We start from the raw sequence: 22,343 nt of genomic DNA on the forward strand, positions 1-22,343 counted from the left end.
CGCGTTCGGATGATGGGTCCGTTGGAACACGGAGCCGTTGCAACACAAGAAAGGCCCGGTCCTAGTGGACCGGGCCTTTCTGTTGGCTAGCGTCGTGACTTAGTGGCTGAGCGTCTTCTGCTCGGCAGCCGCGTCGATCGACTCGTGGGCGCCGTGGTGCCCGTGCGCAGCTGCAAGCTCCGCCGGGGTTGCCGGGGCTACACGGTCCTCGAAGAACCACTTGGAGAGGAGCGCGCGGCGCTTCTCCTTGCGATCCACGACGCCGTGGCTGTTGGGCTCGGCCGGGAGCGGCGACGGGGATTCGAAGCCGACCAGCTTGTAGCGCTTGTATTCGTCCAGCGGGGCGTGGACCTCGATGAACTCACCATGCGGCAACCGTACGATCCGGCCGGTTTCGCGGCCGTGGAGGGCGATTTCGCGGTCCTTGCGCTGCAGGGCCAAGGCGACGCGCTTCGTGATGATGAAAGCGAGTACCGGGCCGATGAAGAACAGGGCGCGGAGCCAGTAGGTGACGTCGTTCAGTGCCACGTGGAAGTGCGTGGCGATGAGGTCGGAACCTGCAGCAGCCCACATCACGCAGTACCAGACGAAGCCGGCCATGCCGATGGCGGTACGGGTCGGGGCGTTGCGCGGACGGTCCAGGACGTGGTGCTCGCGGTCGTCCTTGGTGATCCAGCGTTCGATCCACGGGTACGTAAACATCACGGTGAACAGGATGCCCGCCGGGACCAGGGCCGGAAGCAGCACGTTGAAGGTGAAGACGTGGCCGAACCAGACCTGCTCGACGTGCCAGTTCCCGAAGGTGCCCGGCATCAGGCGCAGTGCGCCGTCGACGAAACCGATGTACCAGTCAGGCTGGGTACCGGCCGAGACGGGGGAGGGGTCGTACGGACCGTAGTTCCAGATCGGGTTGATGGTGAAGAAACCGGCCATCAGGGCGATGACACCGAACACGATGAAGAAGAAGCCGCCGGCCTTGGCCGCATAGACCGGGCCGAGGGGGTAGCCGACGACGTTGCCGTCGTTGCGTCCCGGGCCGGGGTACTGGGTGTGCTTGTGCACGACCACCATGAAGAGGTGCACGGCGATCATCAGCAGGATCAGCGCCGGAACCAGCAGGATGTGGAGCATGTACAGGCGGCCGATGATTGCGGTGCCCGGGAATTCTCCGCCGAAGAGGAAGAACGAGATGTAGGTGCCGATCACAGGGATGGACTTGATCACGCCGTCGATGATGCGCAGGCCGTTGCCGGAGAGCAGGTCATCGGGGAGCGAGTAGCCGGTGAAGCCGGCTGCCATGGCCAGGATGAGCAGCACGCTGCCCACCACCCAGTTCATCTCGCGCGGCTTGCGGAAGGCGCCGGTGAAGAAGACGCGCAGCATGTGTACCGAGACCGAGGCCACGAACAGAAGGGCCGACCAGTGGTGGACCTGGCGCATGAACAGGCCGCCGCGGACATCGAAGGAGATGTTCAGCGAGGAGTTGTAGGCCACCGACATTTCGACGTTCTTCAACGGGAGGTAGGAACCCTGGTAGTGGGTTTCGGCCATCGACGGGTCGAAGAAGAAGGTCAGGAACGTGCCAGAGAGCAGCAGGATGACGAAGGAGTACAGGGCAACTTCGCCAAACATGAACGACCAGTGGTCCGGGAAGACCTTGCGGCCGAATTCCCGGAGCATTCCGGAACCGCCAACGCGCTGGTCAACAAAGTCGGTAATGCGGCCGCCCTTGGTCTTGGCGACGAAGGTGGGGGTGTCAGCTGTTGATGTTGCGCTCATGCTCATCACGCTCCCAGTAGCTAGGTCCAACAGGTTCTTTGAAGTCGCTCGTAGCGTAGAGGTAACCCTCGTCGTCTACGGCAATGGGCAGCTGCGGGAGCGGCCGGCTGGCCGGGCCAAAGATAACCTTGCATTCCTGGGTCAGGTCGAAGGTTGACTGGTGGCACGGGCAGAGCAGGTGGTGGGTCTGCTGCTCGTACAGCGCAACAGGGCAACCAACGTGGGTGCAGATCTTGGAGTAGGCAACGATTCCGTTGTAGCTCCAGTCCTCACGGCCCGGGGAGGGCTTGAGGGATTCCGGGTTCAGGCGCATGAGCAGGACGACGGACTTGGCCTTTTCGTTCAGCTTGCCTTCCTCCAGCTCGTTGAGACCCTCCGGGATGACGTGGAAGGCGGAGCCGATGGTGACATCCGAGGCCTTGATGGGGGTGCCATCGGGGTCGCGGGTGAGGCGCTTGGTCTTGCCGCCAACCGGAGCCCACATGGTGTGGGCCAGCTTGTTGTCCGGACGCGGACCAAGGTCGCCGAAGACGGCCAGGGCCGGCAGGGGAGCGAGGGCGACGGCGCCGAGCAGGGTGTTGCGGATCAGCGGCCGGCGCTTGATGCCGGTTTCCTCGACGATGTCGTCGACGATCCGGACTGCGGCCAGGCGGTCCTCTTCGGTGCGGATGGCGTGGCGCTCTTCCGAGACTTCGTGGTCCGGCATGAGGGCCTTTGCCCAGTGCACGATACCGGTGCCGATACCCAGCATCGCAAAGGCGGTGCCAATGCCCAGCAGGGTGTTCTGCAGCCGGATGGTGGCGATCGAGGAGTCAGCTCCAAGATCGATGGCGAAGTACGCCACCAGGAATATCAGGGTGCCAACGACGGAGGCACCGAACAGAATGGCCACCTGCCGTTCCGCTCGCTTTGCTGCCCTCGGGTCCGTGTCAGCCAGGCGCAAACGATGCGGGGGAATTCCAGGATCCTGGAACTTCTCCACCTCATTCTGACCAGCCGTAGCTACGGTGCCCGAGTGGTTCGGACTGCCGTCACTATGGTTGCCCATAATTCGCCTCATCCTTCTCTCGTCTCGACCAATGTCGAGTTAGTTTTCAATTCAAACTGCTGACGGATCAGCAGAAAATTCTTACAGGTGCCGCGGTGCGCCTAGGACGTCCGCGAAGTCAGCCAAATGGTGAAGGCGATGATGACGCCGAGGCCGGCGATCCACACGAACAGGCCTTCAGAAACCGGACCCAGGGCGCCCAGGTCGTTGCCGCCGGGGGAGCCGTTGGATTCGATCTGCTTCAGGAAGGTGATGATGTCGCGCTTGCCTTCGGGGGAGACGTTGGCGTCGGAGAAGACCGGCATGTTCTGCGGGCCGGTGACCATGGCCTCGTAGATGTGCTTGCCGGAGACGTCGGCGAGAGCCGGGGCAAACTTGCCTCGGGTCAGCGCACCACCGGCGGCAGCAGCGTTGTGGCACATGGCGCAGTTGGTGCGGAACAGCTCGCCACCCTTGGCGGCGTCGCCCTTCTCATCGAGGACACCTGCCTCCGGGATGGACGGGCCGGGGCCGAGCGAAGCGACGTAGGCCGCGAGCTGGTGGGTCTGCTCCTCGTTGAACTGGGCGGGCTTCTTGTAAGCCTGCGGGCCGTTCATCTGCATGGGCATACGTCCGGTGCCAACCTGGAAGTCAACAGCGGCAGCGCCGACGCCGACGAGCGACGGGCCTGCCTGCGAGCCACTGGCACCCATGCCATGGCAGGTGGCGCAGTTAGCGGCGAACAGCTTGCCGCCCTCTTCTGCGTCGCTTGCACTGAAGCTCGTGGTGTCGGCCTTGGCCTGGTTGACGGTGGTGGCAACGGCGTACAGCCCACCAGTGATGAGGAGGCCCATCAGCAACAGTGCAACTGCTGCCAGTGGGTGACGTCGCTTCTGCGAGAGTGCCTTCACGTGGTGGTTCCTTTATTCGATCCTGCGTTGGCTCCGGGAGCCGCTTCTTGAAATTCTATCTCTTGTAGAAAGAGAGACAAGTGGGGCTACTTGAGGACGTAGATGACCAGGAAGAGGCCAATCCAAACGACGTCGACGAAGTGCCAGTAGTACGAGGTGACGATCGCGGAGGTTGCCTCAAAGTGTCCGAACTTCTTCGCGGCGAAAGAACGCCCGATGATGAGCAGGAAGGCAATCAGGCCGCCGATGACGTGCAGGCCGTGGAAGCCCGTGGTCATGTAGAACGCGGAACCGTAGGCGTTGGAAGAAAGCGAGACGTGCTCGGAGACGAGCATGGCGTACTCGGTCGCCTGGCCGGCCACGAAGAACGCACCCATGATGAATGTGAGTGTGAACCACTCGTTCATTCCCCAGCGGGTGAAGCTCAGGGGACCGCCGAGCCTGCGCGGCTGGAGCCGTTCGGCGGCGAAGACGCCCATCTGGCAAGTAAAGGAACTGGCCACGAGGACGATCGTGTTTACGAGCGCAAAGGGGAAGTTGAGCTTGGCTGTCTCTTCGGCCCACATCTGTCCGGAAGTCGAACGGAGTGTGAAGTACATGGCAAAGAGACCGGCGAAGAACATCAACTCACTGGACAGCCAGACGACGGTTCCAACGGAAACCATGTTCGGGCGATTCAGCGTCGGGTGCGCCGGGGTACTGGGGGCATGGGTCGCAGATGTCACATAGACATTATGTCTGTAAAAGTCCGTCCTGCCCAACGCAAACCGCGTTTTGGGGGGACTTTTTCTACAAAGACGCGAAATCGCGCGGAAAAGTTCCCGACCCCCTTCGCATTGGGCATTGCAGCCCCCGGCTCGATAGCATCGGAACGTGACTTCTCAGGCATCTGCACCGGCTGTAGCTAAGACTTGGCCGCGCCTCATCGGCGCCCTCATCAACGGTACGGACCTCACCGCCGGCGATACTGAGTGGGCCATGAGCTCCATCATGTCCGGCGAGGCAACCCCGGCCCAGGTGGCGGGTTTCCTGGTGGCGCTGCGGGCCAAGGGCGAGACGGTGGACGAACTCACCGGCCTCGTCGGGGCGATGATTGACTCTGCCAACCCGATCGAGATCGCGGGAGAGAAGCTGGATATCGTCGGCACGGGCGGCGACCAGTTAAATACCGTCAACATCTCCACCATGGCGGCCCTTGTCTCCGCCGGCGCAGGAGCCAAAGTGGTCAAGCACGGCGGCCGGGCGGCGTCGTCGAGCTCCGGCTCCGCCGACGTCCTGGAAGCGTTGGGGGTCCGGCTGGACCTTCCCATCCCGCGGGTAGCGCGGAACGCGGAAGAGGCCGGAATCACGTTCTGCTTCGCCCAGGTTTTCCACCCCTCGATGCGCCATGCAGCCGTCGCACGCCGGGAACTGGGTGTGCCCACGGCCTTCAATTTCCTGGGACCGATGACCAACCCTGCGCATGTTCAGGCGTCGGCCGTCGGCGTCGCGAATGAACGGATGGCACCGTTGGTGGCCGGTGTCCTCGCCAAGCGCGGCAGCCGGGGCCTGGTTTTCCGGGGTAACGACGGGCTGGACGAGCTGACCACCACGGGTCCGTCCCGCATCTGGGAAATCAGGGACGGCGAGGTCGTTGAGCAGGAATTCGACCCGCGCGAGCTCGGGATCCGCCAGGCCACCGTGGAGGAACTCCGTGGCGGTGATGCGGCCGCCAACGCCGCCGTCGTGCGATCGGTGCTGGCCGGCCAGCCGGGCCCGGCCCGGGATGCCACATTACTCAACGCCGCTGCCGGCCTGGTGTCGTTCGACCTGGACGCCTCAGGCCCGCTGACCGATCGGATGGCCGCCGCGATGAAGCGGGCCGAGGAGTCCATCGAGACGGGCGCGGCAGCCGCGGTGTTGGACCGCTGGGTTGCCCTGTCCCGCGGCTAAGGCGCTAGTTACTGCTCGAATCCGAGGGCAAAGGCCGCGTCGAGGTCGTGCTGGGAGTACGCGCGGAACGCGATATGCGTGGTGGTGTGCACCACGGCGGGGACCTTGGAGAGCTTGTCGGCGATGACGTCCGCAAGCTCCTCGTGCTTGGCGACGCGGGCGATCGCGATCAGATCCCACTCGCCGGTCACCGAATAGACCTCGCTGATGCCGGGAATGGCGGAGATTTTTTCAGCCGTCTCCGGAATAGCCGAAGCGTCGGTCTTGATCAGGACGAAAGCGGTGATCACGTGGGGACCTCTCAGATCTGTTGCGCCATTGCTGGGTTCTTGCCCGGCCCATGAGGCCGCGCCATCTGCTTGCCAGCCTAGTCCATCAGGCTCGTTGGCGGCGTGCCCGGAATCGCCGGGTGGCCGCGAACAGCAGCCGGTAACCAAGCAGGAAAACGGCCAGGCTGAGCAGTGCGACAATCACGAACGGCAGGACCACCACTTGTCCGGTGAGCGCCCTAAGCAGCATGCCGACGGCCACCGTTCCCAGCCAGACGGCGACGCCGGCGGGCCACAGTGCCAGGGGAGCCCGCCACAACCGGAGGGCGAGCCAGGCCACGGCCGCGCCGGCGAGGAAAGGCCACGCCGTCGCCAGGACGCCAGTGATGATCTCACCACGCTGATGTGCGTCCCGTCCGATGGCGGCGAACAGCAGGATGAGGACCGTGTCCGCGGCGGCTGCCAGCACCGCCGACCTGGCAGTCGACCGCGGGTGGGGGAGCAGGGGAGTGGTGGAGGGCATGCATTAAGCCTAGCTGCGGCCATTGCCGGACGCTGCCGCGGCCTAGCATGATGACCGGAGGAACCCGAGCTTCGAGCAAGGAGTTGATCATGACAACGCTGTCTAATCGGCCCAACACGGCCCTGATGGTGATCGATGTGCAGAACGGAGTGGTGGACGGCGCACACCGGCGCGATTCCGTCGTCGCGAACATCGCCGAGCTGGTCGCCAAGGCTCGTGCAGCCACCGTCCCGATCGTCTGGGTCCAGCATTCTGATGCGCAGCTGGAGCGGGGGAGTGAGGCTTGGCAGTACGTCCCTGAGCTGTCCCGGGCCGAGCACGAACCGCTGGTGCACAAGTCCTACGGTGATTCCTTCGAGGCTACGGATCTTGAGGAAGTCCTCGCCGCCGCCGGCGTCGGGCGACTACTCGTTGCGGGAGCGCAGACGGACGAGTGCATCCGGTCCACCATCCACGGAGCGTTTGTGCGCGGCTACGACGTGACCCTGGTGGGTGACGCGCACACCACCGAGGACTTGTCGGACTGGGGTGCGCCGCCGCCGGAGCTCGTCATTGCACACACGAATCTTTACTGGGAGAACCACACGGCTCCCGGGCGTTCGGCCGGAGTAGTGGCGACCAGTGCCGTGCGGTTCGACGGCGGGGGCAGCTTGCTTAGCGACGGATAGGATCGTGTCATGGCCCGCCTTATTGCTCCGGACGTCAGCTACCACGCCTCCTGGCTGGAGGGATCAGCGGAGTTCGACGGCGTCCACAGGGACGGCGGCGGCGCGGAAGACTGGCCGCTGGAAGATCTCACGGACGCCGCCACCTTCCGCCGTTTCGTCGGTGCGCTCCTTGACGATGCGCTGCCCGAAAGCCCCCGGAAACCCGGGTACGTCCCGTGCACCTACCTGTGGATCGTTGACGGCGATACATTCCTGGGCTCGCTGGCCATCAGGCACGAGCTGAACAGTTTCCTCCTGAACGAGGGCGGCCACATCGGCTACAGCGTCAGGCCGTCCGCACGACGCCGCGGCCACGCGGCAAAGGCACTGGCCGATGCGCTTCCCGTCGCCAGGAACCTCGGAATCTCCCGGGCCCTCATCACCTGCGATGAGGATAATGCCGGATCCAGGGCGACTATCGAAAAGAACGGCGGCGTCTACGAAGACACCCGCAACGGCAAACGGCGCTATTGGGTCGACACCGGGCAGCCAGCGGCTGAGGGCCGGAGCGCGGAGCCGGCTGTGAAAGATTCTTTGGAACGACAGTAAGTCCTGGCCATGCCGGGGAAACCTTGTATCTAGCGGGACGTTCAGCCCGCCTTCACAGATATTGGGGGTTACACAATGAAAACGAATCGCGCCGGCTTCTTCACGGCAGCAACCGTGGCGGGTTTTGCCGTCAGCCTGATACTCGCCGGCTGTGGATCACAGCCGGGAGCGAGCCCTGCTGCCAGTCCCAACCTGGCAGTGTCTGACACGACTGAGCCCTTCACTTCTACGCTTGCCGTTGCGCCGGCGTCGACCGCAGCCCCGCGAGCCTCGGCTACCGGCACGGCACCGGGAGCGGCAGCTCCCGCACCCGCTTCGAAGCACGCACCCGAGACGTTGAAAACGTTCACCTTCCCGGACGGGCATATCTCCTTCGACTACCCGTCAACGTGGACCGTACGCACCATGCTCCCGCCCGGCGGGCTCCCCGGAATCGAAGCCGTTGTGGCCGACGATGCAGGCAATGACCTGCTGTCCTTCGCCAACGGAGTCACTGCTGGCTGCGCCGCCGGACCCGCGACCCGGCGGGTGCTGGATCAGGCGGTGGTGCCTGCAATGGCGGCACCGGATGGAACCCGGCCGGTCTTCGGGTTCGCCGTCGAATCCTACGGTGACGGCGACGCGTACAACATGGGCCTGGCCGATCCGCGCTCTCTTGCGGAGGGCGACGGCGTCTCCTCGTGGTGCAACCTGATCCCCACGGCCAATGGCGGCCTGTTCAGCCGGGTTCTTTTTGACAACCCGGCGTTCAAGAACCGTGGAGCTGCCAGGGCGTGGATGCAAACCGAGCAGTACACGCAGCTCAAGGCCTTGCTGGTGAGCCTCGAGTACAAGTGACACCGGCGCGGGACTGCCGCGCAATCCTGCAGATTGGTTTGAATCGCGGCCGGACGGCCGCCGTTCCATGGAGAAATAATTGCCCGCCGGTCGGGGACCGGCGGGCTTTTCCATGCCGCGCCATGACTGCAGCCAGCTACAGTGGTGATCGATGGGTAGGCTGTAGCCGGCATCGACGTCGGCCTGGCGGCAACTCTTCCTAGTGGCCCGTCTGTCGCCTTCGAAGGCTGCCAGCGGTCGAGGACAAGGACGACTTATTGCGTGGGGTGAGTTAATGAGGCGGTTCCTGTGGTGGGGTCGTTTGTATTTCGCGGCCCAGGCTGTTGCCGGTCTGTCCTGGTGGGCCGCGGTTCTTGTATCGCCCCTGATTCGCCGCGCGACCCTCGGCGGCCTCGACGCTGCCGCCGTCGCCGTGTTCGACATTCCGCTGTTCGTCGTCGCCTCGGGGCTGGCCGCCCTGGGCTTCCGCGCCGCGGCTGTGGTGAGTGCCAGTTGGACCGGCGTCGTCGCGGTCGCGCTGGCGGCGTATGCGACGATCACGGCCGAGGCGGGTTGGGGAGTAGTGACCATGGGGGCAGCCGCCGCTGGCTCACTGATCGCGCTTTGTGCGGTTGTACTTGGGCGCATACCTACTGTCTGGATCATCCGCGGACCGTTCGCGTTCCGTCCCGCCGCCCGGCGTCCGACGGCGGCGAACCATCTGGTCGCAACGTTCGGGCAGATTGTCGTCTTCTGGGGCTTCTTCCTGGTGGTGCTTCCTCTCGCCATAGGGCTCCTGGAACGACGCTGGGCGGTGGCACTCCCGTTCCCATCCTTCGCCGGGGCCGCCGGAGCCGCGGTGCTGCTGCTTGCCAGCATCCTGGGCATTTGGTCGGCAGTTGTCATGTCGACGCGTGGGCACGGCACGCCACTGCCCTCAGCCATGCCCAACCGGCTGGTCATTGCGGGTCCTTACCGATGGATCCGCAATCCGATGGCGGTCGCGGGTATTGTCCAGGGCGCTGCGGTGGGCCTCATCATGCATTCATGGCTCGTCATCGCCTATGCGATTCTGGGCTCGTTGGTGTGGAACTACGCCGTCAGGCCGCTGGAGGAAGGGGACCTCGAAAAGCGCTTCGGACAGGATTTTGAAGACTACCGGGCCGCGGTGCGCTGTTGGGTCCCGAAAGTCCCGAAGGGGCAACGTACCCGGGGCGGCACACCGTTGGCGCGGTAGCCCGATCCAGCGCTGAGTGGCATCGGGGGAGAGGGAGCTATGCGAGACTGACCCCGTCCCCATCGACATAAAAGCCATGCTCGATCGGGTCGTCACTGAGGTGTTCGACCAGAGCTTCACCGTGGAAGATGCGACTTCCGACGATGATCCTTTGCGCCCCGCAGTCCGCGTGATCAGTGGTCTTGAACGGGACCGAACGGCAATCATTCGCGCCTCCTACGTGTGGATGGACGCTTTCATCCCCGAACTGAACGTGCAGGCATCCGGCGCGCCTGACGAGGACGCCGTGGAGCAAGACAAGGAAGATGAGCTCCGGCGGATCTGCCTGGCTATGCGCGCCTATCTCCAGGGCGAAGCGCGTATCGAACAGAGGAGGCGTTTGTTCCGGCGAGGCACGGTCTCGGCCGTGATCATCGAAGTAGATGGCCAGGAGTGGCGTCTTGGCCGGAATCATTGGTCGGTGGGCTAGCCGTGGTGCGCTGATGGGACGCCTACTCGCCATGTCCCGGTAAGGGCTAGTAGCCGGGAGAGGGTCGGAATGATTCATCAGGGGTGATCAGCAAAGTACTACTTGACATAATGTTGATTATCGGCGTTATGACAGGACGAGTAGAAGTAGCTCCAGGAAAGGCTTGCAGCCCTGCATTCATAGGTCACCGGACTGCGCCTAGTGGCAATCAGCAACTCGTACAGCGTGCGGCACGCGCTGGTGCAGGCGGTCAGTAGCCGTACTTGTTGACTACGATCTGCACGATGTGGGTCTCGTCATCCGGACCGTAATCACTGATCGTGATTCGTACGTTCCACCCGTCAATGACCCCAACGCCCCGGCAGTTCAGTCCGCCGGCATCCACACGGGGATTCCGCTCACACGGCTCAAACTCCTGCGGGAGCAAACCCACCTGCTGAACGTACCGCTCCAAGTCACCCTCGCGGTACTTTCGGTGAGTGTCCCAGCGGTACGCGTACTGGGAGCAAGGTCCATCGAGAGGAATGCACAGCGCGCCGCCCACCGGCTCCTGGGTATCCAGGCGCTCCCACCCCGGCTCCGATTGCAGGCGGTCGGCAATGGCGCGGAGCTCCGTGATGATCTGATCGCTCTTCCATGAGGCCCATAGGTAGAAGACGGCGACAACGGCGATCGCACCTGCCAGCACAGCCAGCCATGCTTTGCGGCCCTTGCTCAATTTCGTACCTGCTCCCCCTGGCCCACCCATTTTGCTTGGAAGGCCCCATTTCCCGTCAAGACTCAAATAATAAGTCCCAACGATGAACAAAGTTCATTTTCACCTAAGTTCGACCGTGCAGCTCGTTCCAGGACTGAATAACATTCTCCTTCAGCTCCCCGAGTCCATTCTCTCGCTGGCTGAGTCAAGGCAGAAGCGTGTGCCGTCGGATTCTAAGTTCCGGCACCCAAGGCTCTACCAGCCACCAGGGACCCCGGGCCTAGGCGCCTGAACCCTCGCCCACGCGAACCTAGCAAGCAAGAACCGGCGGGCTACTCCCCCAAATAAAATAGTAATTCTGTTTACATGTCAACTGAAACATATAAAAGCAATTTTCGCATAACGATAATTGTCCGCCATTATTCGAATTGACAGTAATTACCGCGAGCCTTGCTTCATATCGATCGCTGACTCATTATTTCCCGACGTAAACCGCCAAGTGCTCCCCCGTGAGCGTCGACCGTGCGGCTACCAGCTCCGCGGGCGTGCCCTCGAAGACGATCCTGCCGCCGTCGTGGCCGGCCCCGGGACCGAGGTCGATGATCCAGTCGGCGTGCGCCATGACTGCCTGATGGTGCTCAATGACAATGACGGATTTGCCCGAATCAACCAGCCGGTCCAGCAGCCCCAGCAGATTCTCGACGTCGGCCAGGTGCAGACCGGTGGTCGGCTCGTCGAGGATGTAGACCTCGCCCTTCTCAGCCATCTGGGTGGCGAGCTTGAGCCGCTGACGCTCGCCGCCGGAGAGCGTGGTGAGCGGCTGGCCGAGACTAAGGTAGCCGAGGCCGACGTCGGCGAGCCGGTCGAGCACTTTGTGGGCCGCCGGGGTCTTGGCATCGCCGTCGCCGAAAAACTCCTCAGCTTCGGTGACGGACATGGCCAGTACTTCCGCGATGTTCCGCCCGCCCAGGGTGTACTCGAGCACCGAGGCCTGAAACCTCTTGCCTTCGCATTCCTCGCAGGTGGATTCCACCGTGGCCATGACGCCGAGCTCGGTGTAGATCACACCGGCGCCGTTGCAGCCGGGGCAGGCGCCCTCCGAGTTGGAGCTGAACAGCGCCGGCTTGACCGCGTTGGCCTTCGCGAACGCCTTCCGGATCGGTTCAAGCAACCCGCTGTAGGTTGCCGGGTTGCTGCGGCGCGACCCGCGGATGGCACCCTGATCGATGACCACCACTCCGTCCCTGCCCGCGACCGAGCCGGTGACCAGCGAGCTCTTGCCGGACCCCGCGACGCCGGTCAGCACGCACAGCACGCCGAGCGGGATGTCGACGTCGACGTCCCGGAGGTTATGCGTCGAAGCGCCGCGGACCTCCAGCGAACCCGAAGATGAGCGCACGGAGTCCTTGAGGGCGGCACGGTCATCCAGGTGGCGGCCGGTGGTGGTGTCACTCCCCCGCAGGTCTTCGACGGTGCCCTCGAACACGACTTCGCCACCGCCGCTGCCCGCGGCCGGCCCCAGATCGATCACGTGGTCCGCGATCGCGATGGTTTCGGGCTTGTGCTCGACAACGAGGACGGTGTTGCCCTTGTCCCGCAGCTGCAGGAGCAGGCCGTTCATCCGTTCGATGTCATGCGGGTGAAGGCCGATTGTTGGCTCATCGAAGACGTAGGTGATGTCGGTGAGCGATGAGCCGAGGTGCCGGATCATCTTGGTCCGCTGGGCCTCTCCCCCGGACAGGGTTCCCGCGGGCCGGTCGAGCGAAAGGTAACCCAGGCCGATGTCCGTGAAGGAATCAAGGAGGTGCTGCAGTCCGCCGAGCAGCGGCGCTACCGATGGTTCCGTCAAATCCCGGACCCAGGCTGCCAGGTCGCTGATCTGCATCGAGCAGACGTCGGCGATGTTCTTACCGTTGATTTTCGCGGACCGCGCTTCCTTGCTGAGCCGGGTGCCGTCGCAGTCTGGGCATCTCGTGAAGGTGATGGCCCGGTCGACGAAGGCGCGGATGTGCGGCTGCATGGAGTCAGGGTCCTTGGAGAGCATCGACTTCTGGATCTTCGGGATCAGGCCCTCGTAGGTGAGGTTGATGCCCTCGACCTTGATCTTGGTCGGTTCCTTGTAGAGCAGGTCGTGGAGCTGCTTCTTGGTGAACTTGCCGATCGGCTTGTCCATGTCGAAGAAGCCGGAACCGCTGAAGATGCGGCCATACCAGCCGTCCATGCTGTACCCGGGAATCTTCAGCGCGCCCTCCGCCAGCGACTTGGTCTCGTCGTAGAGGGCGGTCAGATCGAAGTCGGAGACCGAGCCCATGCCTTCGCACCGGGGACACATGCCGCCCAGATAGACCGCGTTCTGGACAACGCTTTTCTCAACCCGCCCGCCTGCCTTTTCCGTGCTCATCACCCCGCTGGCTTTCCGGGTGGGGACGTTAAAAGAGAACGCCGTGGGAGGTCCCACATGCGGGGTCCCGAGGCGGCTGAAGAGGATTCGCAGCATGGCGTGGGCGTCGGTGGCGGTTCCGACGGTGGACCGGGGGTTCGATCCCATCCGCTCCTGGTCGACGATGATCGCCGTCGTGAGTCCCTCGAGGTGGTCGACGTCGGGCCGCGCCAGCGTGGGCATGAAGCCCTGGACGAAGGCGCTGTAGGTCTCGTTGATCATCCGCTGCGATTCAGCGGCGATGGTGGCGAATACGAGCGAGCTCTTACCCGAGCCGGAAACACCGGTGAACACGGTCAGCCGGCGCTTCGGGATCTCGACGCTGATGTCTTTGAGGTTGTTTTCCCGGGCGCCCTGCACTCGAATCAGATCGTGCGTGTCGGCAATGTGCGGCGCCGGCATCTGCGGGGGCGTCTGGGAAACCGTACCGGTGGCCATGCTCATCGTCTCTCCCTCTGTTCGGCGCGGCCGCCCCTGGGGTGTCCGACGGCGTCGCCTGGCTCAATGTCACCAGCTTAGAACAGACGGTGGGCTAATCCTCCGACGGCCAAGCCGAACACTGTGGTCAATCCATTGTCTTATCCGCCGACCTCGCTGAGAATGAACCATGACGGTCTACCTGAGGTCCCTGGAAACTGCTGTCCCGCCAACCGTATTGATCCAATCCGAAGCCCGCGACGTGTTTGCAGCCCAGCCGGGACTCAGCCGGCTCGGCTCCCGGCTGGTCAGCACCTGTTTCGACTCCGCCGCCATCGACACCCGCTACACCGCCGTCGGGGAGCTCACCACCGGTAGCCGGGCGGAGAATCCGCAGTTCTTCGACCCCGCCACCGGCCTTTTGCTCAGTCCCAGCACCAAAGTCCGGAACGACATCTTCGCCACCGAAGCCAGCAGGCTGTTCATCGAGGCGGCGGACAGGGCGCTGGCGGCCTGCCCGGGTATCGAGGCCCGCGACATCACCCACCTCGTCACGGTCTCCTGCACCGGCTTCTTCAATCCCGGACCTGACTACAAGATTGTCCGCGCTCTCGGTTTGAACCCCGCGGTCCAGCGCTACCACCTTGGCTTCATGGGTTGCTACGCAGCCTTCCCTGCACTGCGCGCGGCCAAGTCCTTTTGCGACGCGGACCCTCAGGCCGTGGTGTTGGTGGTCTGCGCCGAACTTTGTTCCCTCCACGTCCGGACGTCCAATGACCCGGACACGATCATGGGATCGGCCTTGTTCGCCGACGGCGCGGCTGCCGCCATCATCAGCGCCCGGGACTTTCCCGGTGAGCCCGGCCTGCTGACCCTGGACCACTTCGAGACGGTCCTGACGCCTGTGGGCGAGGAAGCGATGGCTTGGAACATCGGCGACGAAGGCTTCGAAATGGTGCTCGGCACCTACGTCCCGCACATCATCGACGACCACATCATTGGCGCCCTGGAACCGCTGCTGTCCCGGGATGAGTCGCTGATCGGACTCCCCTACCGCGACATCCGGCACTGGGCCATCCACCCCGGCGGCCGCAGCATCCTCGACAAGGTGCAGTCCCGGCTTGAGCTCACCGATGAACAGCTCGTTCCGGCCCGGGAGACGCTCCGGAACTACGGAAACATGAGCAGCGCCACCGTGCTCTTCGTGATCCGGCACATCCTCGACCTCCCCGCCGGTGGCGGCGACCCCCACGATGAAAACGACGACGCCGGCAGTGACGGTGTCGGTGAAGGCGGTGAACGGATCTGCTCGATGGCGTTCGGGCCGGGGCTGACGGTGGAGACCGCGCTCTTCACTAAGATCACGGCGCCGCGGACTCAGGGCCAGGACGCTGGCCGGGATGCCGCCCGGGATGCCGGACTGGAACGTCCCGGGGCGCTCCGGGCGGAACAGGCCCTGGCCTGAGCGGGGGCGCCGCGGTGCTGCTGCGGACTCGGGCCCAGGACGCCGTCGAGGAGATGGACCGTCCCGACTGCGATCCGGCAAGGCTGGGGCGGACCTACGCCCAGTTCGCCCTGGTGAATCGCGCCGTATCCGGCTGGAGGGGGATCTACCGGCAACACCTTCGGCCGCGGCTGACTGCCGGGACGGCCACCACGCTCTTGGACATCGGTTGCGGCGGCGGCGACGTGCCGGTGCTGCTGTCCCGCTGGGCGGCCCGGGACGGAATGAGCCTTGAGGTCACGGCAATCGACCCGGACCCGCGGGCCGCCGCCTTTGCCGCCCGCCGCAGGACCCGAGCCGGCGTAACGTTCCGGCGGCAGACGGCGGCGGAGCTGCTCGCCGAAGGTGCCCGCTTCGACGTCGTCGTCTCCAACCACGTGCTGCATCATCTCGGCGCCGATGAACTGACCGCGTTCCTTGCCGAATCGGCCGCCCTGAGTGCCGGTACCGTCGTCCACAACGACCTCCGCCGCAGCCCCATCGCCTATGCGCTGTTTTCGGCCGGGGCCCTGCCGTTCCTGGGCTCCTACATCCGCAAGGACGGCCTGACATCGATCCGGCGCAGCTACACCGCGGCGGAGCTCCGCGCCGCCGTGCCCGCCGGCTGGTCCGTGGTGCCCCGCTCCCCCTTCCGCAACCTGGTGCTCCTGGAGAAGACAGCCGTTTTCCGCGGCGGGGCCGGCGTGTGAGTGACGTCGTAATCCTTGGCGGCGGACCGGTCGGGCTTTTTATGGCGGCCCTGCTGCTGCAGCGCGGCGTCACGGTCAGGGTGCTGGAACAGCGGCCGGGACCGGAACCGCACTCGCGGGCCATCGGCATCCACCCGCCGGCGCTGGAGGCTCTCGGCCGGATCGGGGTGGACCGGGAACTCGTCCGCCGCGGCGTCGCGATCCGGCGCGGACTGGCCCTCAACCTGGGCACCACGCTGGCCGAGATGTCCTTCGCCGGAGTGTCCGAGCGCTTTCCCTTCGTACTTTCGCTGCCCCAGAGTTCCACGGAGGCCGTGCTTGAGAAGCGGGTGCAGGACCTGAACGCCGACGCAGTGCGCCGCGGCGTATGCGTGACGGGACTTCACGACGACGGCGCCCATGTCACGGTTGTGGCCTCGGCTGCCGGCGGGGAGGAACGGATGGCGGCTCCCCTCGTGATTGCGGCCGACGGGGTACGCTCAACGGCCCGGGCTGCGCTCGGCGTGCAGCTGAGGCGACGGGACTACCCGGACCGTTACCTCATGGGCGACTTCGCCGACGGCACCGGATTCGGGGCCGATGCCGCGCTGTTCCTTGCCGGCGACGGAATCGTCGAATCGTTTCCGCTGCCGGGGAAACTCCGCCGCTGGGTGGCACGGCTGGGTCCGGACGCGGTCCACGCCGGGGCCGGAAGCGCGGCTGCCGCGTGGCTCGCCCGCGAGGTGCACCGCCGCACCGGCGTCGACGTCGAACCCGGCAGCAACAGCATGCTCAGCGGCTTCGGCGTGCGATCCCGGCTGGCCCGCAGGATGGTGGTGGGCCGCGTCATCCTGATCGGTGACGCGGCCCACGAGATCAGCCCGATCGGCGGCCAAGGCATGAGCCTCGGCTGGCTCGACGCCCTGGCGCTGGCGCCGCTCGTGCCGGCGCTCTTGGCGGGGAACCGCACTGGACTGGCGGCCTTTGAACGGGACAGGATGCGCCACGTGGCGCGCGCGGCGCGGCAGTCGGAGATCAACATGGCCCTGGGCCGGCCGCTCAGCCGCGTACCGCTGGCAGCACGCAACGGTGTGATCGCCGCCGCGGCTGCCGTCCCGGCCGTCAACAACTTCGTGGCCCGCCGGTTCACCATGCATTAGGGCGGGCCGGGCCGGGCGCCTAGCTCGGCAGAAAGTAGCAGTCGTAGCTGTGCTGGCTGATGATCCGGCCCTCACGCACCTCAAACACCGAAGCCGTCCGCGCCCGGATCTCGTCTCCTTTGTCCCAGTGCGGCAAATCCATCATTGCGGTGGCGGACCACTCGGCCTCCAGAACCACCCGGCCACCCTCGCACGTGCTGCGCCGGACTTCGAAGCGTTGCCCGGAAACGATTTCTCCGCTGTGCTCGGCACCGTCCAGGACCTGGTCACGGCTCCGGATGGATCCCTCAGGAGCGAGCAGGTGCGGCGCCTCGGTCAGGGTGTACTCGTTGGCCAGGAAAGGGCCGAGCGCTTCGGCGCCGCCGCCGGCTTCGATGGCCCGAAGCAGGCCCAGCACACAGTCCAGGGGTGTCGGTGAAGTCATGGACCGAGACTAGCCGAACCGCGCCGAGGGCGTGCCGGCAGGGGTGCCGCGGCCTAGACTGACCGCATGGGAAGCCTCCCCCCAAAGCTCAGGCGGGCTGCCGCGGTGCTGGTCCTGCTCGCGGTGGCATCGTGCAGCGCGGCCACCGGCCCGGCACACACCGACGCGGCACGAACTAGCAATGGGGCGACGCCGGCGGCTGCCGCAAGCGGGCCGCTGACCGCGGAAGTCAGCCAGTTCCGCGACAACTACAGCAAACAGATCATCGAGATCCAACTCACCAACACCACCGGCGAAGCCGTCACCGTGACAGCGGCGAGGCTTCGGAGTCCGCTTTTCGTAGCCGGGATCGACTGGACGCCGGCACCGGCAGGAATCGAGCTGCCGCCCGGCCAGGCGAAGAGCCTGCCGGCCCGGCTACCGGCGGCCGCCTGTCCGGAGGCGGCCGAACCCGGGCAGGTGCCGCCGGGGTCGAGCCCTGCCGACTCAGGCGCCGTCGTCGAGGTCCGGATGGCCCCTGGCCGGACAGCGGGAGAGACGCTCAGCCTTGCCGCCTCCGACCCCTTCGGTGTGCTGGCCCGGAACAACACCGAGCTTTGCGTTGCCCAGGCCGCCGCGGCGGTGGCAAGCTTCAGTTTCAGTCCCCGCCTCGAATTGTCCGCGGATGCCCGTACGGCCGTCCTGCGGCTGGTGATCACCCCGCGAAACCCGGCCGGTGCTGCCCGGGACGGATTCCTGACGATCAACAGCGTCGGCGGGACCACCTTGCTGGAAGAGGATCCAAGCGCTCCGTGGCCGCGCGGGCTTCGGGTGGACGCGTCCGGCCCGGCACGCGAGGTGCGGCTCGGTATCCGCCCGGCCAGGTGCGATCCCCACGCCGTGGCTGAGGACAAGGTGGGTACCTTGATTCCCCTGCGGGTCACCGTCGGGGGACGTGCCGGGGTCCTGAAGGTGGCGGCAGGGGCACAACTGCGGGGACTCGTTTACGATTTCGTCACTTCAGCGTGCGGTCGCCAGTAGTCTGTAGCCATGTCTTCAGACACGAGGAACGACGCAAACACCAACGCCCCCATCGCCGAGATCAGTACCGAGCGCCTGCGGGAAACCGTGGACCAGATCCTCAACGCAGGCGTGCTCCCGCCTATCGTCCAGGTGGGCCACCCGGTTCTTCGTCAGCAGGCGGTCCCCTTCGCCGGCCAGCTCGACGACGATGAACTAGGCAGGCTGATCGACCTGATGCGCAGGGTCATGCACAAGGCGCCGGGGGTCGGCCTCGCGGCACCGCAGCTGGGCATCCCCCTGCAGATTGCCGTGCTGGAGGACCGGTTCGACGTCGACCCTGAGGTGGCGGCGGCCCGGGGCAGGGAGCCGTTGCCGTTCTTCGCCATGCTGAACCCAAGCTATGTGTCGCTCGGTTCGGCCAGGAAGGCCTTCTACGAGGGTTGCCTGTCCCTGAATGGGCTGCAGGCGGCGGTGCTGCGTCCGGAGTCGGTGCGGTTGGACTTCACCGCGGTGGACGGCACCGCGCAGCAGCGTGACTTCACCGGCTGGCAAGCCCGCATCGTGCAGCACGAGACCGACCATCTGCACGGAATCCTGTACCTGGACCGGGCAGAGTTGCGCTCGCTGAGCAACAACGCCGAGTATTCCGCCCGCTGGGCTCAGCCGGACATCGAGCTGGCCCGGCAGGAACTTGGGTTCCTGCCGGGCGAGCCTGCCGGTTAGAGGACTGCCGCCTCGCCCGCCGGAGCCGGATTGGCCGCCGTCGGAAGGTGCCGTGACCACCACTGCAGGATCTGCTCGAAGCGCTGCCGCCGGTGATGCGGGGTGCCGGAGCGGGACAGCTCGTGGTTCTCGCCTGGGAAGACCAGGAAGGCGGCCTCCACCCCCTGTTGCTTGAGCGCCGTGAAGTAGCGCTGGCCCTGCTCCACCGGGCAGCGCAGGTCCTCCTCGCTGTGAATGACCAGGGTGGGCGTACGGACCTGCTCCACACGGGCCATCGGGCTTTGCGCCGTCATCTGATCCGCGGTGCGGCCGGTGTACTCGCCGCCGAAGAACCAGCCGATGTCCGAGGAGCCCGTGAAGCTCACCGGATCGAGGAAGCCTCGCTCCACGATGGAGGCCTTGAAACGGTGGTCGTGGCTGATGGTCCAGGCCGTCAGGTAGCCGCCGTAGGATCCGCCCATGATGCCCAGGGCAGCGTCGTCGAGCTCCTCGAACTTCTGCAACGCCCCGTCCAGGAAAGCCAGGACGTCCTGCATATCGACGGTGCCCATACGTTCCTTGATGGAGCGGCCGTGGGCCTGGCCGTACCCGGCAGATCCGCGCGGATTGCACATCAGGACCGCGTACCCGGCCGCCGCGTAGACCTGGGCCTCATCGAAGAGGGCCCCGGTGAACTGTGCGAACGGGCCGCCGTGGATGTTGAGCAGCACCGGGTGCGGCCCCTCGCCCGCCGGCCGGACCAGCCAGCCATGCACCGGGTAGCCGTCCCCGGACGCGAAGGTGAGCTCCTGCGGGGCGAGGATCCCGGCGTCGTCCCGCAACGGCGCCGAGAAATCGCTCACAACCCTCAGCTGGCCTCCCTCAAGGACGGCAACGTCCCCAGCGGTTTCCGCATCGGTGAAGCTCAGCACCAGCGTGCCCGAGCCCTCGGCCGCACCGGTGACAACGCGCTCGCCGTCGAGCGCCACCCCGCGTTGACCGGAGGGCCCGAACTCGAGGAGCTGCACGGTGCCGCGCGCGTTATTCAGGACGAGGGCACCGTCTTGGCCGTTCAGTTCGATCCCGCCGCCGACCAGATCCATGGTCTCCGGATCGCTGAGCAGGACGGCATCCCCGCCCCCTGCAGCCATCACGTACAGGGCAGTGTTGCGGGCCACGAAGTCCGTACCCTCGGCGCCAAGATCCTGCGCCAGGAAGTACAACCACTCGCCATCCCGGCTTTGCCGGACGGCGGTGACGGATAGCCGTCCGGCGTCGCTGCCATTACCGGGCGCCACAGCCTCCGGGCCCACTTCCCCGGAGCCGGGGTCAGCCGGCACCCTGTAAATGCCGCTGACCAGGTCGTTGTCGCTGCCCTCGTGCAGTGCCGCAGTGAAGTACACGGCACGGCCGTCAGTGCTGTAGCTGGCACCGTTGTGGTCCGTGGCGGCCGTGGTGAGCTGACGCGGCTCCGGCAGGCCTGCGCCCGCCTTGCCGCCATCGGTGTCCTTGGCCGCTTTCGCAGCCTTCAGCGCCCGGCCTGCGGCGGCCACCGAGGGCTCCGCGTCCAGGTCCGGGACGGTGAGGAGGAAAAGCTGCAGGGGCTTGTCCGCCGTGTAGCCGACGCCGTTCATCCGATACTGGTAATCCGTGATCAGCCGGGCATCCTCGCCCCCGGCGGGGACGCCGTCGACGGTGCCATAGCGGCCCTCCTCTGGCGTACGGGCGCTGAAGACGATGCTGCGGGCGTCCGGTGACCACGTGAAGGCGCTGACCCCCAGCGGCGCATCCGTCAGGGGCATCGGTTCCCCGCCCTGGGCTTCGACGACGTACAGCTGCGGTTTGCCGCCGGCTGCGGCGCGGATGAATCCCAGCGCCTGCCCGTCCGGGGAGAACTGCGGTGCAGTGTCACGGAAGCCGCGCGTGAGCCGGCGGGGTCGAAGCGACGGATCCACGGGCACATTCCATAGCTGGCCCACATAGGCGTCGGCGTCGAAATCGGGGCGGACCACGGACACGACGGCCCGGGAGCCATCGGGGTGCACGGCGGGCGCGGAAACGGACTTGAGCAGGGGCAAATGTTCGGGTTTCACGAGTGCGAGCCTAGCCCTTGCCGCCGCCGAGGTGAAATACCTCACACCGGCACGGCGTCGCCGTCTGTTCACGGTGCCCGGCGGAACGCTGCCGCCCTACGATGGACTCTATGCTGCCCGATTCCCTCGCCGCCCTTGTGTGCCCCGTGTGCCGGAGCCCATTTGCGGCAGGCAGCCGTGAACGCTCCCTCGTCTGCCCCGCCGGGCACAGTTTCGACGCCGCCCGGCAGGGATACTTCAACTTCTTGACCGGCAAGGGCACCGTGTTCGAAGCGGATTCCGCGGACATGGTCGCGGCCCGCTTCGACTTCCTGTCCGCCGGCCACTACCGGCCCCTGGCCGAGGCCGTCGCCGACTTTGCCGCCCCCTTCCTGACAGGGACAGGCGCCGCGGTCCTGGATGCGGGCACGGGCACCGGCCACTACCTGCGCGCCCTGCTGGACCGTACCCAGGCCTCGGCCGTCGGAATAGATATCTCCAAGTTCGCACTGCGCCGGGCGGCCCGGCTGAACCCGGAGGCGGTCAACCTCGTCGCCGACGTGTGGCAGCCGCTGCCGCTGCAGGACGACGCCGTCGACGTCGTCACCGTGGTTTTCGCGCCGCGCAACGCTTCCGAGTTCGCCAGGGTGCTCAGGCCGGGTGGCCGGCTGATCGTGGTGACGCCCCGGCCCGGACACCTGGCCGAGATCGCCGGCGAGACCGGAATGCTGGGCATCGAACCGGCCAAGGAGGAGCGCCTTACGGCCACACTCGCCGGGCACTTCCGCGCGCACGAGGGGCGGAACCTGGACCTAAACCTGAACCTGGCGCACACCGACGTCGCCAACCTCGCCCTGATGGGACCCGCCGGACACCACCTGGATTCAGCTGCCATGGCCGCTCGGGTGGCAGGGCTGCCGTCCCCCACCGCGGTCTCCGCGCGTTTCCGGATCAGTGTCTTCGAACCGCTGAAGAATCCCGCAACGGCCCGGTAGAGGGTAACGACTTGGCCACGTTCCCGGGCTGATCCCGGCACCC

Annotated in this window: 22 protein-coding genes; 12 read left to right on the top strand and 10 right to left on the bottom strand. The window is 65.8% G+C overall.

The window, feature by feature from the left end:
• Nucleotides 1-99 precede the first annotated feature (99 nt).
• The 4 genes from qcrB to ctaE form a co-directional block, all read right to left on the bottom strand.
• On the bottom strand, nt 100-1,779 hold the full coding sequence (gene qcrB, locus AC1DNC_RS00605; protein ID WP_476860643.1) for a cytochrome bc1 complex cytochrome b subunit: 1,680 nt from the start codon (nt 1,777-1,779) through the stop codon (nt 100-102).
• On the bottom strand, nt 1,757-2,827 hold the full coding sequence (gene qcrA / locus AC1DNC_RS00610; protein WP_476860644.1) for a cytochrome bc1 complex Rieske iron-sulfur subunit: 1,071 nt from the start codon (nt 2,825-2,827) through the stop codon (nt 1,757-1,759). Before qcrA ends, qcrB begins: the two co-directional genes overlap by 23 nt.
• Nucleotides 2,828-2,928: 101 nt before the next feature.
• Nucleotides 2,929-3,717: a cytochrome bc1 complex diheme cytochrome c subunit gene (qcrC, locus tag AC1DNC_RS00615; protein ID WP_476860645.1), complete on the bottom strand. Its 789-nt coding sequence runs from the start codon at nt 3,715-3,717 to the stop codon at nt 2,929-2,931.
• Nucleotides 3,718-3,803: 86 nt separating this feature from the next.
• Complete coding sequence (gene ctaE / locus AC1DNC_RS00620; RefSeq protein ID WP_175323631.1) at nt 3,804-4,442, bottom strand: aa3-type cytochrome oxidase subunit III; 639 nt, start codon at nt 4,440-4,442, stop codon at nt 3,804-3,806.
• Between the two features lie 148 nt (nt 4,443-4,590).
• Between ctaE and trpD the strand changes: the two genes are divergently transcribed.
• Nucleotides 4,591-5,649 (top strand): anthranilate phosphoribosyltransferase, encoded by a 1,059-nt coding sequence (gene trpD / locus AC1DNC_RS00625; RefSeq protein ID WP_476860646.1) that lies wholly within the window; start codon nt 4,591-4,593, stop codon nt 5,647-5,649.
• A gap of 8 nt (nt 5,650-5,657) precedes the next feature.
• Here the strand turns inward: trpD and AC1DNC_RS00630 are convergent, their stop codons facing one another.
• Together AC1DNC_RS00630 and AC1DNC_RS00635 are read right to left on the bottom strand one after the other, a co-directional pair.
• Entirely contained in the window at nt 5,658-5,939 is a 282-nt protein-coding gene (locus AC1DNC_RS00630; RefSeq protein WP_146337532.1) for an Lrp/AsnC family transcriptional regulator, read from the bottom strand.
• Between the two features lie 85 nt (nt 5,940-6,024).
• On the bottom strand, nt 6,025-6,441 hold the full coding sequence (locus AC1DNC_RS00635) for a DUF3054 domain-containing protein (RefSeq protein ID WP_476860647.1): 417 nt from the start codon (nt 6,439-6,441) through the stop codon (nt 6,025-6,027).
• Nucleotides 6,442-6,530: 89 nt separating this feature from the next.
• Here AC1DNC_RS00635 and AC1DNC_RS00640 point away from each other — a divergent pair, with 89 nt between their 5' ends.
• The 5 genes from AC1DNC_RS00640 (at nt 6,531) to AC1DNC_RS00660 (ending at nt 10,219) form a co-directional block, all read left to right on the top strand.
• Nucleotides 6,531-7,109 carry a cysteine hydrolase family protein gene (locus tag AC1DNC_RS00640; protein ID WP_476860648.1) on the top strand — a complete coding sequence of 193 codons (579 nt, stop codon included), beginning with the start codon at nt 6,531-6,533 and terminating at the stop codon, nt 7,107-7,109.
• A gap of 9 nt (nt 7,110-7,118) precedes the next feature.
• Nucleotides 7,119-7,697 carry a GNAT family N-acetyltransferase gene (locus tag AC1DNC_RS00645; RefSeq protein ID WP_476860649.1) on the top strand — a complete coding sequence of 193 codons (579 nt, stop codon included), beginning with the start codon at nt 7,119-7,121 and terminating at the stop codon, nt 7,695-7,697.
• Between the two features lie 198 nt (nt 7,698-7,895).
• Nucleotides 7,896-8,534: a hypothetical protein gene (locus AC1DNC_RS00650; protein ID WP_476860650.1), complete on the top strand. Its 639-nt coding sequence runs from the start codon at nt 7,896-7,898 to the stop codon at nt 8,532-8,534.
• 274 nt (nt 8,535-8,808) lie between these two features.
• The gene (locus AC1DNC_RS00655) at nt 8,809-9,750 is read left to right on the top strand and encodes a methyltransferase family protein (protein WP_476860651.1); all 942 of its coding nucleotides are present in this window, start codon (nt 8,809-8,811) and stop codon (nt 9,748-9,750) included.
• A 76-nt stretch (nt 9,751-9,826) separates the two neighbouring features.
• On the top strand, nt 9,827-10,219 hold the full coding sequence (locus AC1DNC_RS00660; RefSeq protein ID WP_476860652.1) for a hypothetical protein: 393 nt from the start codon (nt 9,827-9,829) through the stop codon (nt 10,217-10,219).
• A 250-nt stretch (nt 10,220-10,469) separates the two neighbouring features.
• Here AC1DNC_RS00660 and AC1DNC_RS00665 read toward each other — a convergent pair whose 3' ends face one another.
• Together AC1DNC_RS00665 and AC1DNC_RS00670 are read right to left on the bottom strand one after the other, a co-directional pair.
• Nucleotides 10,470-10,937 (bottom strand): hypothetical protein, encoded by a 468-nt coding sequence (locus tag AC1DNC_RS00665; RefSeq protein WP_476860653.1) that lies wholly within the window; start codon nt 10,935-10,937, stop codon nt 10,470-10,472.
• A gap of 454 nt (nt 10,938-11,391) precedes the next feature.
• Complete coding sequence (locus AC1DNC_RS00670) at nt 11,392-13,800, bottom strand: ATP-binding cassette domain-containing protein (RefSeq protein ID WP_476860654.1); 2,409 nt, start codon at nt 13,798-13,800, stop codon at nt 11,392-11,394.
• A 163-nt stretch (nt 13,801-13,963) separates the two neighbouring features.
• Here AC1DNC_RS00670 and AC1DNC_RS00675 point away from each other — a divergent pair, with 163 nt between their 5' ends.
• Genes AC1DNC_RS00675 through AC1DNC_RS00685 form a run of 3 tightly spaced genes read left to right on the top strand, consistent with a single transcriptional unit; the run spans nt 13,964 to nt 17,105 of the window.
• Nucleotides 13,964-15,238: a type III polyketide synthase gene (locus AC1DNC_RS00675; protein ID WP_476860655.1), complete on the top strand. Its 1,275-nt coding sequence runs from the start codon at nt 13,964-13,966 to the stop codon at nt 15,236-15,238.
• Nucleotides 15,239-15,255: 17 nt separating this feature from the next.
• The gene (locus tag AC1DNC_RS00680; protein ID WP_476860950.1) at nt 15,256-15,966 is read left to right on the top strand and encodes a class I SAM-dependent methyltransferase; all 711 of its coding nucleotides are present in this window, start codon (nt 15,256-15,258) and stop codon (nt 15,964-15,966) included.
• Nucleotides 15,963-17,105: an FAD-dependent oxidoreductase gene (locus AC1DNC_RS00685; protein WP_476860656.1), complete on the top strand. Its 1,143-nt coding sequence runs from the start codon at nt 15,963-15,965 to the stop codon at nt 17,103-17,105. The genes AC1DNC_RS00680 and AC1DNC_RS00685 overlap by 4 nt, the downstream gene beginning before the upstream one ends.
• A gap of 19 nt (nt 17,106-17,124) precedes the next feature.
• Here AC1DNC_RS00685 and AC1DNC_RS00690 read toward each other — a convergent pair whose 3' ends face one another.
• Complete coding sequence (locus tag AC1DNC_RS00690; RefSeq protein ID WP_476860657.1) at nt 17,125-17,529, bottom strand: nuclear transport factor 2 family protein; 405 nt, start codon at nt 17,527-17,529, stop codon at nt 17,125-17,127.
• A gap of 66 nt (nt 17,530-17,595) precedes the next feature.
• On the opposite strand from AC1DNC_RS00690, the gene AC1DNC_RS00695 reads away from it, so the two are divergent.
• Both AC1DNC_RS00695 and AC1DNC_RS00700 read left to right on the top strand, forming a co-directional pair.
• Entirely contained in the window at nt 17,596-18,549 is a 954-nt protein-coding gene (locus AC1DNC_RS00695) for a hypothetical protein (protein WP_476860658.1), read from the top strand.
• Between the two features lie 9 nt (nt 18,550-18,558).
• Nucleotides 18,559-19,254 carry a peptide deformylase gene (locus AC1DNC_RS00700; protein ID WP_476860659.1) on the top strand — a complete coding sequence of 232 codons (696 nt, stop codon included), beginning with the start codon at nt 18,559-18,561 and terminating at the stop codon, nt 19,252-19,254.
• Here the strand turns inward: AC1DNC_RS00700 and AC1DNC_RS00705 are convergent.
• Entirely contained in the window at nt 19,251-21,326 is a 2,076-nt protein-coding gene (locus tag AC1DNC_RS00705) for a S9 family peptidase (RefSeq protein WP_476860660.1), read from the bottom strand. The genes AC1DNC_RS00700 and AC1DNC_RS00705 overlap by 4 nt on opposite strands.
• Before the next feature lie 110 nt (nt 21,327-21,436).
• Between AC1DNC_RS00705 and AC1DNC_RS00710 the strand changes: the two genes are divergently transcribed.
• Nucleotides 21,437-22,300 carry a methyltransferase domain-containing protein gene (locus tag AC1DNC_RS00710; RefSeq protein ID WP_476860661.1) on the top strand — a complete coding sequence of 288 codons (864 nt, stop codon included), beginning with the start codon at nt 21,437-21,439 and terminating at the stop codon, nt 22,298-22,300.
• The last annotated feature ends 43 nt before the right edge of the window (nt 22,301-22,343 follow it).

This window comes from Arthrobacter sp. 01N442 (assembly GCF_056399345.1).

What these genes read in the sequence shown, in the direction of transcription:
- AC1DNC_RS00655 (WP_476860651.1), top strand. Translation starts at nt 8,809, where the DNA reads ATGAGGCGGTTCCTGTGGTGGGGTCGTTTGTATTTCGCGGCCCAGGCT.
- AC1DNC_RS00645 (WP_476860649.1), top strand. Translation starts at nt 7,119, where the DNA reads ATGGCCCGCCTTATTGCTCCGGACGTCAGCTACCACGCCTCCTGGCTG.
- AC1DNC_RS00660 (WP_476860652.1), top strand. Translation starts at nt 9,827, where the DNA reads ATGCTCGATCGGGTCGTCACTGAGGTGTTCGACCAGAGCTTCACCGTG.
- qcrA (WP_476860644.1), bottom strand. Translation starts at nt 2,827, where the DNA reads ATGGGCAACCATAGTGACGGCAGTCCGAACCACTCGGGCACCGTAGCT.
- AC1DNC_RS00670 (WP_476860654.1), bottom strand. Translation starts at nt 13,800, where the DNA reads ATGAGCATGGCCACCGGTACGGTTTCCCAGACGCCCCCGCAGATGCCG.
- AC1DNC_RS00675 (WP_476860655.1), top strand. Translation starts at nt 13,964, where the DNA reads ATGACGGTCTACCTGAGGTCCCTGGAAACTGCTGTCCCGCCAACCGTA.
- AC1DNC_RS00640 (WP_476860648.1), top strand. Translation starts at nt 6,531, where the DNA reads ATGACAACGCTGTCTAATCGGCCCAACACGGCCCTGATGGTGATCGAT.
- AC1DNC_RS00695 (WP_476860658.1), top strand. Translation starts at nt 17,596, where the DNA reads ATGGGAAGCCTCCCCCCAAAGCTCAGGCGGGCTGCCGCGGTGCTGGTC.
- AC1DNC_RS00635 (WP_476860647.1), bottom strand. Translation starts at nt 6,441, where the DNA reads ATGCCCTCCACCACTCCCCTGCTCCCCCACCCGCGGTCGACTGCCAGG.
- AC1DNC_RS00710 (WP_476860661.1), top strand. Translation starts at nt 21,437, where the DNA reads ATGCTGCCCGATTCCCTCGCCGCCCTTGTGTGCCCCGTGTGCCGGAGC.
- qcrB (WP_476860643.1), bottom strand. Translation starts at nt 1,779, where the DNA reads ATGAGCGCAACATCAACAGCTGACACCCCCACCTTCGTCGCCAAGACC.
- AC1DNC_RS00690 (WP_476860657.1), bottom strand. Translation starts at nt 17,529, where the DNA reads ATGACTTCACCGACACCCCTGGACTGTGTGCTGGGCCTGCTTCGGGCC.
- AC1DNC_RS00700 (WP_476860659.1), top strand. Translation starts at nt 18,559, where the DNA reads ATGTCTTCAGACACGAGGAACGACGCAAACACCAACGCCCCCATCGCC.